Source organism: Pseudomonas sp. NFACC56-3 (assembly GCF_900100025.1).
In the GTDB taxonomy this organism is placed as follows: Bacteria; Pseudomonadota; Gammaproteobacteria; order Pseudomonadales; family Pseudomonadaceae; genus Aquipseudomonas; species Aquipseudomonas fluorescens_AA.
In genome coordinates this window covers 47,666-61,268 of record NZ_FMTK01000001.1, presented here as the reverse complement: position 1 = coordinate 61,268, position 13,603 = coordinate 47,666, and the positions used below count along the sequence as shown (strand labels likewise).

The window sequence follows — 13,603 nt, the reverse complement described above, 5'->3', positions numbered from 1 at the left end:
GTGCTGATGGCAGGAAGTTGTGGGAGCAGTATGGCTTGCAGCTTGGCCGCTCAGCGAGATTACTCGATAGCTGGCGGCACCTTGAGCAACGCGCTGCTTGAAGTTGGACGCCTCAACGGGTGCTCGATCGTGTTTGACCCAGGCTTGATCAGCCAGATGCACAGTGATGGCGTTCGCGGCCATTTTAGCGGCTACGACGCTGCGCGGATGCTCCTGCATAGCTCGGGGTTCGAGTTGGTGCTCACTGCCAACGGAACCCTGACCCTGCAGCCAGCGGAGATCCAGGTCAAGCGTACGAGTGCGGGGAGAGGCGTGTGACCAATATGAATGTGCGTGTAGAACAGCTCCCCCGCGGACGCGGCTGGGATGTCAGCCGAATTGGCGAGGTTGCCGAGCCGAAAAAAAACCGCTTGCCTATCGTCATGGCGTTCAGCTTTGCAGTGTTAATTCATGTCGCGGCGCTGGTACTGCTAGTCACCCAGGTAAGCAAGCGAGAGTTGACGATGGACGCTTCCGCGCCTGCCGCCAGTGTACGCGTGAGCCTGGTCGCCATGCCTCCACCGCCACCCGTGGTGGTGCCGCCTCCGGTGGTCGAAGCTCCCGTTGCGCCGGAGCCTGCCGTGCTCACCAGTGAGTCGGCAACACGCACGATAGAGCAGGCGCCGCCCAAGCCCGAGGTCAAGCCAAAGGAAGTAAAGCCCAAGCTTAAGCCCAAGCCTGTTATCAAGCCTGAACCGAAGAAAGCGCCGCCTGTGGTCGAGCAAAAGCCGGTCGAGCCGAGCAAGCCCACTGAAGCCAAGCCTGACCCGAATTCGACACAGGCCCAGGCGGCCCCTGTTGCGCAAAAGCTGATGGATCTGCCCTCCGCAGTGCCCAAGGACGTGCCTTCCGTAGGCTGCCGCGTGCCGGCCCCGGATTATCCGCGTAGAGCCCGGCGGCTACATGCCGAAGGACAAGTGCTGATACGCCTGGAAATCAACCCTAAAGGGCTGGTACAGCGCGCGGATGTCGTTCGCAGCAGTGGTAATGAAGACCTTGACGAGGCCGCAGTTGCCGCCGTACGAGGCGCTGTTTGCAACCCTTACATAGAAGGCGGTCAAGCCATCTCGGTGCGCGCAGTGCAAACCGTTGACTTCAATTTGAGCAAATAACCGCTCGACGATGCTCGAGTGCCACAGAAGAGGATTGATCATGCAAGAAATGGGGTTGGCCTACGCTTGGCAAACAGCGGATATGGTGTCGAGAACGATCGCGTTCGTACTGCTGATCATGTCAATACTGAGCTGGGGAGTGATGATCATCAAGGCTGGGCAGTTGATCAAGCTACGCAGCATGACGCGCTGCGCGGTGACATCGTTCTGGCGCGCCGAAAGCTTCGAGGAGGGTGTGAAGCAACTCAATACTGGCCCCGGCAATCCTTTCGTTCATCTGGCCCAGGCCGGCGTTGCCGCGAATGCTCACCAGCAGCAACAGAGCTCCCGGCTGCACAGCCGGTTCGACCTGAGTGACTGGTTGGCACGTTGCCTCAAGGATGTGGTGGAGGAGCATTTGTCACGCTTGCAAATGGGCTTGGCGGTGCTGGCGTCAATTGGCAGCACCGCACCGTTCGTGGGGCTTTTTGGTACCGTCTGGGGTATTTACCACGCGCTCAAAGTGATAGGAACGTCGGGCGACGCGTCCTTGGCCCAAGTCGCCGGGCCTGTAGGCGAATCACTGATCATGACGGCGTTCGGCCTGTTCGTGGCCATCCCCGCAGTGCTGGGTTACAACGCGATTTCGCGCCGCAACAAAAGCGTGAGTCATGCGCTGAGGCGATTCGCTCACGACCTGCACGCTTACTTCCTCACCGGCGCCCGCGTCAGCATAGCGGGCAATGCGGCACAGCCTGCCGCGGCAGCTTCCGACACGATCGTCGAGAGGGCACAGGCATGAGCATGGGTGGCTCACAGTTCGATGCCGACGACGTGATGTCCGATATCAACATGACGCCGTTGATCGACGTCATGCTGGTGTTGTTGATCATCTTCATCATCACCCTTCCCGTCATCAACCACGCGGTGAAACTTGAGCTGCCCAAAGCCGACAGCCACGCGATGGAAAAGCAGCCAGATGCGATCGATGTATCGATCACCGCCGACGGCCAGGTGCTGTGGAACAAGGAAGCACTGGATGACGAGCAACTCAAGCAACGCATCGCAGTGGCTGCAGTGCAGGATCCCGTGCCCAATGTGCGCCTGTTCGCCGACAAGGCCGTGCGCTACGAGCGGGTCGCCATAGTGCTATCCGCGGCACAGGGTGGCGGCCTGAGCAAAATCGACTTCGTGACTGAAGCCAAACCAGCAACGCCTTGAGTCCTTTGGTACCCCTATGACCAGTGCTGTAAAAACCACTGCCAGGCCCTCGCTCGCCCAGCTTTTGCTGCCCTACTGGGTTTCTGAAGACCGGTATTGGGCTTGGGGACTGTTAGCGACCAATCTCGCGATCAACTTCGGTTCGGTCTACGTCTCCCTCGCGGCAATCCGGATTGTGGCAACAACGACGGATGCGCTGGTCGCACGCGATTGGCCTACGTTGTGGGGGGCACTGGGATTGGGGTTGGCGTTGGGGATGACAATGGCGTTTCTGGCCATCATCAATTATGCGGCGCAGGATTACTTGCGCATTCGCTGGCGAACCTGGATGACCCACGGTTTTATCCACCAGTGGACCGCCGATCAGCGGTTTTATGGGGTCGAGCGCGACGGGCTGCTTAGCAATGCGGACCAGCGCGTGGCCGAAGACATCGACGTATTCGTACAGCGCGCGCTGTCCTTGAGCGTGGGGACAATAACGACTGTAGTGAATGCTTTCACGTTCGGTGCGGTCCTGTGGTCAATGTCCGGTACTCTCGAGTTCGACCTGGCCGGAACCCACTACGCGATTGCTGGTTACCTACTCTACGCCGCGCTCCTGTATTCACTGCTGGGCATGTTGATAGCCCAATGGATGGGCAAGCCGCTGATTGCTCTTAATACGCGCAAGCAGACAGTCGAGGCGGACTTCCGTGCGCTGGGGATGAACCTGCGCGAAAACGCTGAACAAATCGCATTTTATCGCGGTGGGCCCCAAGAGGGACGCCGCATGATGCGGCAGTTCAGAGAGATACAGCTCAACTTTGTCGCGTTGGTGATCCGCACCAGCAAGCTATTGATCACTAATACGACCTATTTTCACATTGGCAGCCTGGTCCCCACCGCACTGTCGATGCCGCGTTACTTGTCAGGCGCTGCCTCTCTGGGGGACATCACTCAGATTACTGCGTCCTTCGAACGTGTTCATTCCTCGCTGAACTACTTCATCACCAGCTATGTCGATTTCAGTATCTGGCTGGCCTCTGCCAACCGCTTGCGTGACTTCAAGGCGGCGCTGGACAAACTGCAATTCAACCGCACGGGTATCCAGTTTAAAAGCTCAAGCGAGGCGGTACTGACTGCGTCGCCCCTGGCGCTGGAGGCACCCACTGGCGAACTGCTGAGCCATGTGGCCGCCATCCGCATAGAACCAGGCCAGCGCTGGTTGATCAGAGGGGCCTCGGGTTCCGGCAAAAGCACATTGATGCGCGCGCTGTCCGGGTTGTGGCCCTATGGCAACGGCGACATCACATTGCCTGGAGCTCAGGCCACCACGCTGTTCGTCCCGCAAAAAAGCTACATTCCAGAGGGCAGCTTGAAAGCCGCGCTCTGCTACCCGGATGTTGAGGCCAGGTTCACCACGGAGCAATGCAGGCAGGCGCTTCTCGATGTCGGCTTGAGCGAGCGAGCGGAGTCTTTAAGCCTATGTGACGACTGGCAGAAAGTGCTCTCTGGCGGCGAGCAGCAGCGCTTGGCCATGGCGCGAGTGTTATTGCAAAAACCGCAATTCGTCTTTTTTGACGAGGCCACCAGCGGGCTGGATATAGCCAGCGAGCACGCGCTTTATCAGGTGATATTCGCCCGCCTGTCCAATAGCGCGATTATCAGCATCAGTCATAACCCGCAACTCGATTCTTACTACCCATATCAACTGAACGTCACCTGCGCGCGACATGCGGTGCCCGCATGAGCGCTATGGATCAAAGAACCGACAGCAGCGCACTGCGGCCGAGTATAGGCCGTCTCGTAATGGGGTTCTGGGTTTCGGAAGAGAAGTGGCTGGCCTACCTGTTGTTCGCTGTGTGCGTGAGCATTACCTTGGGCGGGGTGTATGTCGCCGTCTGGGCGAACAAAGCCGGTGGCAACCTGGTCGATGCGCTGGTCGCGCGGAACTGGGCAACGCTGTTTCCCGTGTTGGTGCTCAACTTCTTGTTGGCATTGGCCACACCAGTATTGATGATCATCGGCTCGGTCTTCCGGCAGCTACTTGAGCTGCGTTGGCGAACTTGGCTGACGCGTCACTATGTAGAGCGCTGGACGCAAGCCAACCACTTTTTCGAGCTTGAACGCGAGGGCGTGATCAGCAATGCCGATCAGCGCATCGCTCAGGACGTTGCCCAGTTCGTCGACATTACGCTCAACAATATCCTCAACATCATTCAAGTCGTGGTCAGCGCCGTGTCCTTCGGGGTGGTGCTCTGGGGACTTTCGGGTGAGTTGTCATTCAGTGTATTCGGGCTGGCCTTGGCCATTCCCGGATACCTGCTATTTGCTGCTTTCGCATACACCTTTGGCCAACTGGCGGTGGTGCATTGGGCAGGCAAGTCGCTGATAGGCCTCAATAACCACAAGCAAACGGTTGAAGCCGAGTTTCGTTTCCTGGCAATGCGCTTGCGCGAGAATGCGGAGCAGATCGCTTTCTATCATGGCGGCGAAACAGAAGGTCAGCGGCTATCTGGCGCATTCATACGCGTGCGTAGCAACTGGGTGGCGATCATCAAACGGACCGCCAGGCTGATGTTCGCCCGCGACGCCTATTCCGAGGCATTTTCGCTGCTGCCTCTGCTGCTTGCGTTGCCGCGCTACATGAGCGGGGATATCAGCCTTGGCGACGTTGCGCGCATCCGAGGTGGCCTCGGCGGGCCTGCCGGCGGTGCATTCGGCGCAATGACCAGCGTCTTGAACCTGTTCGTGCAGATATACCCAACCTTTACCCTCTGGTTGGCGCTGGTTAACCGGCTGCGGGACTTCAGCTGGGCAATCAACAAACTCGATGCGAAGCCCAATGGCTTTGAGCTGCAACGGGGCGGCGACCGATTGATTTGTCGCGATGTGCACCTGCTCAAACCTTTGGGCCAACCCTTACTGGCACTCAGGTCGCTCGACATCAGCCAGGGCCAGCGCTGGCTGATCAAGGGCGCTTCCGGTCGCGGCAAAAGCACCTTGCTGCGCGCCATCGCCGGCCTGTGGCCACATGGCAGCGGGATGATACGGACACCGAGCCATTGGCAGGTGATGTTTGTTCCCCAGCGCAGCTATACGCCTACCGGCACGCTCAAAGCAGCACTTTGTTACCCCGCCGAGGCGACTCAGTTCAGTGACGCGCAGTGCGAGCAGGCGCTACGCGATTGTCAGTTGCCGCAATGCGCAGTGCTGCTACATGAAGAAGCCGCGTGGCAACACAAGTTGTCCGGAGGTGAACAGCAGCGGCTGGCTTTTGCCAGGCTGCTCATGCAACGCCCGGACCTTGTGTTCCTCGATGAGGCAACCAGTGCGCTGGACGCTGAGACCGAGCTCGCAGTTTACCGCCATGTGCTCGCTCAGTTGCCAGCCACCACGGTCGTGAGTATCAGCCATAGACCCGCCCTGGACAGCCTGCACGACCACGTACTCGATCTGGACGCGCCTCCGCCGTTCCCACACAACCATCCGCAGCGTGAAGGCGCTTCTGGATATTCTTTCTGAACAGGAGTTATCCATGGATCATCAGTTCGCTTATACCGAGGAACAACTGGCAGAGTTGGCTCATGACCTGATCGCGCAGGCCCAGGCGGCTGGTGCGAGCGATGTAAAGGTCTCTCTCTCGGAGATGGCCGGCCTGAGCGTCGAGGTCATCGACGGCCGTGTGAACACTCGCTCGCAACATGCCAAAAGCGGGCTCTCCCTCACGGTTTTTCGCGGTGATCGGCAAGGCACCACGCACTCCACCGACTTCAGCGCGGGCAACCTAGGCCGCATGGTGAGTAAGGCGCTGGATATCGCCCGCTACACCAATGAGGACCCGCACGCGGGATTGGTGGATGGCGACGGGCTTAGCCGCTTTTACGCAGACCTCAAGCTAGATAACCCCTGGAACCTGAGTATCGAGGAGGCGCTTGAACATGCCCACCGCGTTGAAGCCGGCATACGGGCGGCAGGCAGTGAAGTGCGCAGTGACGGAGCCAGCTTGAGCACTTCGCGATCGCAATTCCAACTGGTGACGTCACGAGGATTTTGCCGGACGACGACCCGTACCGACCACATCATCGCCGCCAGAGTAATTGCCAATCGTAACGGGCAAAACAAGCCGGACTCCTGGAGTGATTATCACATTGCACCGCACCGCCTCCAGGCACCGGAGGCCACGGGTGAGCGCGCTGCGCGATCCGCTCTCGAAGCCTTGGGCGGATGCTCAATCAGTTCGCGCAGTTGCCCGGTGCTGCTCGCACCCAGAGCTGCCCATAGCCTCACTCAGCATTTTTTTCAGGCGGTAAACGGAAGCGAACTGTCCCGTGGTTCAAGCTTTCTACGTGACAGCCTTGGTCAAGTGATTTTTGCCGAGCACATTGACGTGCTCGAGGACCCCTTCCTTGTCGGTGGCACGGCCAGCGCCTGTTTCGATACCGATGGCGTAGCCGGACAGCGTCGGGCCGTGGTCGAACGTGGCATGGTCAGCGGCTATTTTCTCGGTGCCTACAGTGCGCGGCGCCTTGGCATGGTCAGCACCGGCAACGCCCAGGGTGCCCACAATCTTACCCTTAAAAGCCAGCTGACGCGGCCCGAGGACGACCTGCCAGCCATGCTGCGCAAGCTGCATACGGGTCTTCTCGTCACTCACCTCATGGGCGATGGCGTGCGTCTGGCCTCTGGAGATTATTCGCGCGCCGCCCAAGGCTTTTGGGTTGAAAACGGCCAGATTCAGTTTCCGATCGAGCAAATCACCATTGCCGGACATCTGCGCGAGATGTTTGCCGGCATCGTCGCGGTGGGAAGCGACACCCTGACCCAGGGCAATATCAGCAGCGGCTCGGTCCTGATCGACCGGCTGCGAATCGGCGGCCAATAACCTGCAAAATTCTGAACGGAGAGAACCACATGAGCGAATTGATTCAAGACCTGTCCCTAGCGACCTTCGACGCACTGGTGACTGATTCCGAACTGCCGGTGCTGGTGGATTTCTGGGCGCCCTGGTGCGGCCCATGCAAGATGCTCGCGCCGGTGATCGACCAGTTGGCCGAAGAGTATGACGGCCGGCTCAAGGTCATGAAATGCAATATGGACGAAGTCAACGCCCAGGACCCGGAGGCCGGCAAGGCACGGTTCCAAGTGGCAGGTATCCCCGCCCTGGTGATTTACCGCAATGGCCAAGAGGTTACGCGGGTTGTCGGTGTGCAGTCGCGATTGCGGCTGCGCAGTTTTATCGATAAGGGAATTGCGGCCGACGCCAACTGATCATCCACCTCCTCTGCACGAGCTACCCGGGATATCATGAACGCACCTCATACCCACATAAATAATCTGCAGGCCGCCAGGCAGTTGCTGCTCGAGCCCTATGGGCTGGACGAGCGTCACCTTGCGCGTGTCCTGGACGATGTCATGGCACACCAGGTCGACTTTGCGGATTTGTATTTGCAGTCGGTGAAGCGAGAGCGCTGGAATATCGAAGGAGGGTTGATCAAGTCTGGCTCGTTCAGTGTCGATCAGGGCTTTGGCCTGCGGGCGCTGGACCAGGACCAAAGTGCTTTTGCCTACTCCCAGCAGATCAATGAGCGATTCCTCAGGGATGCTGCACATGCAGTGCGCACTATTGCGCGTCCCGGGGGCAAGCAGGCTCAAGTCAACCTTCAGCGTACGGCACCGCAGGCGCAGTATGCCAACGTTGATCCGATCGATTCCGTGGACACGGATGCCAAGGTCGCCATCCTGAAAAGCATCGACCGTATGGCCCGGGCCATGGACCCGCGGGTAGTCAATGTCTTCGCCATGGTCGAGGTCGAACAACAGACCGTCATGGTCATGCGTCACGATGGACGTCTGGCTGCCGATGTGCGTCCGCTGGTCATCGTGCAAATGAACGTGATGGTGGCCAACGGCAAGCAACGTGAAATGGCCAGTACCGGCCTCGGTGGGCGTTATGCGCTGGAAACGCTGGACGAAGCGAGCATAGGACAGGAATTGCGCAAGCTGGTCGATGGCGCGTTGCTCAACCTTGATGCCATTCCCAGCCCGTCCGGCAGTATGCCGGTAGTGTTGGGGCCCGGTTGGACCGGCATTCTCCTGCATGAAGCCATGGGGCACGGTTTTGAAGGTGACTTCAATCGCTTGGGGACTTCCGCCTATAGCGGGCGTATGGGGGAAAGAGTGGCGCCCAAAGGTGTCAATGTGGTCGACGATGGCTCGCTGGTCGGCCATAGGGGCTCGGTGAATATCGACGATGAGGGCGAAGCGGGACAGTGCACGCCTCTGATCGAGGATGGGATTCTGTGCGGCTACATGCACGACAACCTCAGCGCTCGGTTGATGAACATGTCCCCTACAGGCAATGGCCGTCGCCAGTCATATGCCCATTTGCCGATGCCTCGCATGACCAACACCTTCATGCGCAATGGCGACTTGGTGCCTGAGGAAATCATCGCTTCAGTGAAGCGTGGCCTTTACTTGGCCACTCCAGGCAGCGGCCAGGTCGATATTGTCAGCGGTCAATTCACTTTCCAAAGCGCGCTGGCCTACCTGATCGAAGACGGCCGGTTGGTAGCCCCCGTGCGCGGGGCCACCCTGACAGGCAATGGCCCGCAAACGCTCAGCCAAATCAGTATGGTTGGCAATGATCTGGCGCTGGATCCGGGCATGGCGATCTGTGGAAAAAGAGGCCAGAGCATACCGGTCAGCGTTGGACAGCCCACTCTAAAAATTGACAACCTTATCGTTGGTGGAACGGCCTGAGCCGTCCCCTACAGGAGCCCTGCATGTCTCTGGTCAACTATCGGCGAGAAGGTACACTCGCGCTACTGCAACTGAATAATCCACCTTTCAACGCCTTCAGCGAAACCTTGCTGGATGATTTCGCTCGCTGCCTGGCGCTTTACGAGCAGGACAGCGAAGCGCGACTGGCCGTCGTTCATGGGCAAGGTGCGGATTTCTCGATCGGGGCCCTGACGCACGAGTTGGGCGTGGTGTACAACAGCGACGCAGCCCGGCCTCTGGTAGACGCGGTGGAGGCTTGCTCGAAGCCGCTCATAGCCCTGATGCACGGTCGCGTACTGGGGTCGGGGTTGGAGCTCGCGCTGGCGTGCCATTGGCGCCTGGCAACCACGACTGCCCGCATCGGGATCCCGGAAATCCACATAGGTCTACCACCGGGGGCTGGCGCCACGCAACGCTTGCCACGGCTGATCGGAATTGAGCCAGCCATAAAAATCTTGCTGGAAGGTACACTCATCACGGCCGCGCAGGCGCTAGAACTGAAGCTGGTCGATACGGTCCTGGAAGAGGATTGGGCGGACCATTTCAAAGAGATCGCGGACTGGGCGGCGATGCTCGGAGCACCTCTGCAAACCCGCAATCGAAGTCATCTACTCGCGCAAACACCGGAAAACTTCCTCAGCGAATTCCGAGCCGCCCAGCCCGTAGAGTTTTTTGCTTACAAAGCCAAGGCTGCCATATTGCAGGCGTTGGAAGCTATTGACCCGGATGACTTTGACAAGGGCTATGAGCTGGAGGAACGCCTTTACGTAGAGGTCGAGCAATCCGGACAGAAGATGGCCTTGATGAACAGCTTTTTGTACGATGAGGCTGCTGCCTGGCGTATTCCGGGACGGCCCGACGAGCATGCTCCGCCGATAGGGACGGTGACGTTGTCCGCAGCGCAACTTCCTCTCGGCTGTAAACTGAACGTCGATGGCTTGCAGATAAATTGGATCAAGCCTCATGCGACACAGCCTCAGACACTGTCCGCGCTGGAAGCTACAGATGTATGGCTGGACTGTACCGAGGGACCACAAGCAGATCGGTTGGAGGCCTTCGCCAGCTACTGCGCGGCGATGAAACCGGACGCAGTTATTGTTTATGCGATTCGCGAAGGGGAAAGCGTTGACTTGACTCAGCTCCCCGAGCAGATACAAGGACATGCTTTGCTGCCTGCCTTTGTTTACGGTACAGGACCGAAGACCCTCCTCCAGTTCTGGGCTCGCGAGTCGAATCAATCCAAGCACGTTCAGTTGGCAGTGCGAGGTGCACGAGCCATAGGGCTGGCGTGTTTGCATTCACCTGGCCAGCGGCTGTTAGGGCAAGAAATGATGGCTGGTTGGGCAACGGACCTCGATAGTCTACTGGCCGGTGGTGTAAGTCTGGAGTCCATTACGCGAGTGTGCCAAAACTTCGGTCTATCGCTGGCGGCCATGCAATGGTCGCCGCTTGGCTCCCACACGAGCACTGAGCTCGATTGCCCGCTCGACGATGAAGGTGTGCTCCAGGCAATTCGCTGCTCCATTGCCAATCAGGGCTGTCGCCAGCTAAGTGCAGGACTGGCGATGAATCCCGAGGATATCGACATGGTCGTAACCCGGGGCTATGGCTACCCACCGCACCAGTCTGGCCCCATGGCGCGCTGGGCCCAAAGCGTGGTGTTGCTGCATGACAACCTGGCGGAGTTGCAAGCGCAGTTCGGTGAAAATTGGGAACCAGCGCCCGTGCTTAAACGTTTGGCTAGGGATTTACGGGGCGCTACGGCTTAGAAAAAGTCTACGCCCTTCTTATCACGCGTTGTTCGGTCTGGGGACTAAAAGCTCGGGCCTAATCCCAAAACCACAAAAGCAATGCCCCGACAAGTCGGGGCATTGGCTTTTAATCGCAGCGGTCATCGTATTTTTAGCTAATTCGCATACAAGCCGTCCAAATCAAATTGATGGTCGTACCTGCAGTGCACACAGAATCAATGAGCGAATCTGGTGATGAGCAAACTGGGTATCGATCGTTGCCGGCAAGAACCTTCAATACCAGCACGAACGTCGCAGCATTCGCAAAAATAGAATGTAAAAATCGCAAAAAATCACTTTTATAGATTTTTATCCTATTAAATCGTATATTCACGAAAATAAAGCAAAAATCATCCTCGCCAACGTCTGTATCATCTATTGACACTCCGAACTCAGACGCCACTGCCATGTATGACGCCACCACTCGATACATTCACGCCGGCCGAAATCCTGACGCGTATTGCGGCTTGGTCAATACACCAATCTTTCGGGGTTCAACCGTACTCGCAAAAAGCTTTGAAGCTTGGGAAGCCAGCAAAAAGGACGGCAACCCTTATGCCCATTACGGGCGCTTCGGCACATCGACCACGCGCTCCTTCGAGGATGCTATTGCAGAACTTGAAGGTGGTCATGCCAGCCTGGTATTTCCCTCAGGTCTAGCTGCCTGCGTCCATGCGCTGCTCGCCTTTGTAAAAACGGGTGACCACGTCCTGATGACGGATAACATCTATGGTCCGACTCGGGCGTTCGTCAGCAATGTCCTGACGCGTTTCGGTGTCGAGGTGGAGTATTTCGTCCCAACTATTGGCGCAGCGATCGCCGCACAACTGCGCCCGAATACGCGTGTTGTGTTTACTGAGTCGCCCGGCTCACTGACCTTCGAAGTCTGCGACCTTCCGGCTATCTGTGAGGCAGCCCATGAAGTCGGAGCCTTCGTGTTACTCGATAACACATGGGCCTCGCCTTTGTATTTCAAACCCTTCGATCATGGCGTAGACGTATCCATTCAGGCGGCAACCAAATACATTGTCGGGCATTCTGATGCGTTACTTGGGACGGCCACCGCTAACGAGCGCGCATGGCCGTTGCTCAAGGCTGGGGCCCATGACTTCGGACAAACTGCCAGCCCTGATGATCTGTTCCTCGCTCTACGTGGGCTGCGCACGATGCCCATACGCCTTCAGCAGCATTGGTCCACGGGTGTCACATTGGCGAAATGCCTGGAGACACATCCCGCCATCGCTCGCGTCCTGCATCCTGCGCTGCCGAATGATCCTGGGCATGAACTTTGGAAACGAGATTTTCTCGGTGCCAGCGGGCTGTTTGGTATCGAGGTCAAGACAAAGGATCCGGCCGTATTGGCCCGGCTGTTCGACAACCTGACGTTATTCGGTATCGGCCTTTCTTGGGGCGGGTTCGAAAGCCTCGTAGTTCCCGTAGGGCAGCCATTGCGCAGCATGCCCACGGCCAGTCAGGGTTATCTCATTCGCGTGCATGCCGGCCTGGAGCACGTCACTGATTTACTTGAAGACTTCCATCGTGCCCTGGGCATCGCTTTCCAGAGCCCCTGCGTCGCAGTTGCCTGATGATTGGACTCCCTGACAGCAGCATCGATGGTGTCGTGGGACTAACTTGCGAGGCCCCCATGAAACTCAACTTAAATACGAAGCCGTCATTTCTAATGAACGATCTCCAATTCGTAAATATCGTTTCAGCGACTCTGCTACACGTGCGTCGGGAATTTCCGTACGCCCAAAACCGCGTGTTCGAGTCTGCCGAAGACCTGCAAAAACCAAGTAGTGTGCACCCGATTTTCTATGGCAGTTTCGACTGGCACTCTTGTGTCCATAGTCACTGGCTGCTACTTCGTGCCTTGGAGCGGGCGCCACAGGGTCCGCAGGCGCGGCAAATTGAGCAGCACTTCAACAGCCACTTCACGGCCCCAAAGGTAGAGGCCGAGTGCGACTTCTTTCGTCGACCGGCCCAGGCAGGTTTTGAGCGCCCTTATGGATGGGTCTGGTTGCTCAAGCTCGTCGCTCAGCTCAAAGAATCGACCTTGCCACAAGCGTCGCAGTGGCTTGCGAATTTGGCGCCTCTGGCCGAGTTGATAGCCTCACGACTGAAGAGCTATTTGCCAAAACTTGTTTACCCGATTCGCTCTGGACAACACAACAACACCGCCTTCGCGCTCTTGCTTGCGCTCGACTATGCGCAGGCCTTCCACCACATTGAGTTTGACCGGTTACTACAGACGCTGGCTCTTTCATACTTTCAGAATGCAGTGGCTTGCCCAGACCTTGAGCCGGGCGGTGAGGATTTTCTATCTCCCACCTGGCAGCAGGCCCTGCTGATGCAACGGGTTCTGGAACCAGAAGAGTACCGTCAATGGTTCTCGAAATATCTACCCGCCCCGAGCTTTTCTGCGACCAGCAGGCTTTTCATCCCTGTCCAAGTCAGTGACCGCACCGATGGTCGCCTGGCCCATCTGGACGGGCTGAATCTCAGTCGAGCCTGGTGTATGACCCGTATCTCCCAAAGTTTTGCTGCCGGCAGTGATGTGCATCGCCGACTGACCGAGTCGGCGGCGCAGCATCTGCAGGCTAGCCGCGACCACCTGCATGACCACTACATGGGCGAGCACTGGCTCGCCACCTTCCTGTTTTTGGCGCTTGATGCCTGATCTCTATCCCCAAGAGGAAC

At 58.0% G+C, this 13,603-nt stretch carries 12 protein-coding genes; all 12 read left to right on the top strand.

The features are described from left to right. Positions 1 to 81: 81 nt before the first annotated feature. The 12 genes from BLO80_RS00280 (at position 82) to BLO80_RS00225 (ending at position 13,583) form a co-directional block, all read left to right on the top strand. A complete protein-coding gene (locus BLO80_RS00280) occupies positions 82 to 318 on the top strand; it encodes an STN domain-containing protein (RefSeq protein ID WP_175459430.1) in 237 nt (78 codons plus the stop codon). A gap of 5 nt (positions 319 to 323) precedes the next feature. Continuing rightward, complete coding sequence (locus tag BLO80_RS00275; RefSeq protein ID WP_256574087.1) at positions 324 to 1,151, top strand: energy transducer TonB; 828 nt, start codon at positions 324 to 326, stop codon at positions 1,149 to 1,151. 40 nt (positions 1,152 to 1,191) lie between these two features. Then, on the top strand, positions 1,192 to 1,932 hold the full coding sequence (locus tag BLO80_RS00270) for a MotA/TolQ/ExbB proton channel family protein (protein ID WP_092325970.1): 741 nt from the start codon (positions 1,192 to 1,194) through the stop codon (positions 1,930 to 1,932). 2 nt (positions 1,933 to 1,934) lie between these two features. Next, positions 1,935 to 2,351, top strand: coding sequence for an ExbD/TolR family protein (locus tag BLO80_RS00265; protein ID WP_256574039.1), 417 nt, complete (start codon positions 1,935 to 1,937; stop codon positions 2,349 to 2,351). A gap of 16 nt (positions 2,352 to 2,367) precedes the next feature. Next, complete coding sequence (locus BLO80_RS00260; protein ID WP_092325966.1) at positions 2,368 to 4,080, top strand: ABC transporter ATP-binding protein/permease; 1,713 nt, start codon at positions 2,368 to 2,370, stop codon at positions 4,078 to 4,080. Positions 4,081 to 4,139: 59 nt separating this feature from the next. Continuing rightward, on the top strand, positions 4,140 to 5,855 hold the full coding sequence (locus BLO80_RS00255; RefSeq protein WP_092325964.1) for an ABC transporter ATP-binding protein/permease: 1,716 nt from the start codon (positions 4,140 to 4,142) through the stop codon (positions 5,853 to 5,855). Positions 5,856 to 5,868: 13 nt separating this feature from the next. After that, the gene (locus BLO80_RS00250; RefSeq protein ID WP_092325962.1) at positions 5,869 to 7,215 is read left to right on the top strand and encodes a TldD/PmbA family protein; all 1,347 of its coding nucleotides are present in this window, start codon (positions 5,869 to 5,871) and stop codon (positions 7,213 to 7,215) included. 29 nt (positions 7,216 to 7,244) lie between these two features. Further along, positions 7,245 to 7,601, top strand: coding sequence for a thioredoxin (gene trxA / locus BLO80_RS00245; protein ID WP_092325960.1), 357 nt, complete (start codon positions 7,245 to 7,247; stop codon positions 7,599 to 7,601). 36 nt (positions 7,602 to 7,637) lie between these two features. Beyond that, positions 7,638 to 9,092 (top strand): metalloprotease TldD, encoded by a 1,455-nt coding sequence (gene tldD / locus BLO80_RS00240; RefSeq protein ID WP_092325958.1) that lies wholly within the window; start codon positions 7,638 to 7,640, stop codon positions 9,090 to 9,092. 23 nt (positions 9,093 to 9,115) lie between these two features. After that, positions 9,116 to 10,882, top strand: coding sequence for an enoyl-CoA hydratase/isomerase family protein (locus BLO80_RS00235; RefSeq protein WP_092325956.1), 1,767 nt, complete (start codon positions 9,116 to 9,118; stop codon positions 10,880 to 10,882). A 428-nt stretch (positions 10,883 to 11,310) separates the two neighbouring features. Beyond that, positions 11,311 to 12,489: a cystathionine beta-lyase gene (gene metC / locus BLO80_RS00230; protein ID WP_092325954.1), complete on the top strand. Its 1,179-nt coding sequence runs from the start codon at positions 11,311 to 11,313 to the stop codon at positions 12,487 to 12,489. Between the two features lie 59 nt (positions 12,490 to 12,548). Beyond that, entirely contained in the window at positions 12,549 to 13,583 is a 1,035-nt protein-coding gene (locus BLO80_RS00225; protein WP_092326679.1) for a DUF2891 domain-containing protein, read from the top strand. The last annotated feature ends 20 nt before the right edge of the window (positions 13,584 to 13,603 follow it).

Excerpts from the sequence above, each read along its gene's own strand:
- BLO80_RS00275 (WP_256574087.1), top strand. The coding sequence starts at position 324 with ATGAATGTGCGTGTAGAACAGCTCCCCCGCGGACGCGGCTGGGATGTC.
- BLO80_RS00270 (WP_092325970.1), top strand. The coding sequence starts at position 1,192 with ATGCAAGAAATGGGGTTGGCCTACGCTTGGCAAACAGCGGATATGGTG.
- BLO80_RS00265 (WP_256574039.1), top strand. The coding sequence starts at position 1,935 with ATGGGTGGCTCACAGTTCGATGCCGACGACGTGATGTCCGATATCAAC.
- BLO80_RS00260 (WP_092325966.1), top strand. The coding sequence starts at position 2,368 with ATGACCAGTGCTGTAAAAACCACTGCCAGGCCCTCGCTCGCCCAGCTT.
- BLO80_RS00255 (WP_092325964.1), top strand. The coding sequence starts at position 4,140 with ATGGGGTTCTGGGTTTCGGAAGAGAAGTGGCTGGCCTACCTGTTGTTC.
- BLO80_RS00250 (WP_092325962.1), top strand. The coding sequence starts at position 5,869 with ATGGATCATCAGTTCGCTTATACCGAGGAACAACTGGCAGAGTTGGCT.
- trxA (WP_092325960.1), top strand. The coding sequence starts at position 7,245 with ATGAGCGAATTGATTCAAGACCTGTCCCTAGCGACCTTCGACGCACTG.
- tldD (WP_092325958.1), top strand. The coding sequence starts at position 7,638 with ATGAACGCACCTCATACCCACATAAATAATCTGCAGGCCGCCAGGCAG.
- BLO80_RS00235 (WP_092325956.1), top strand. The coding sequence starts at position 9,116 with ATGTCTCTGGTCAACTATCGGCGAGAAGGTACACTCGCGCTACTGCAA.
- metC (WP_092325954.1), top strand. The coding sequence starts at position 11,311 with ATGTATGACGCCACCACTCGATACATTCACGCCGGCCGAAATCCTGAC.
- BLO80_RS00225 (WP_092326679.1), top strand. The coding sequence starts at position 12,549 with ATGAAACTCAACTTAAATACGAAGCCGTCATTTCTAATGAACGATCTC.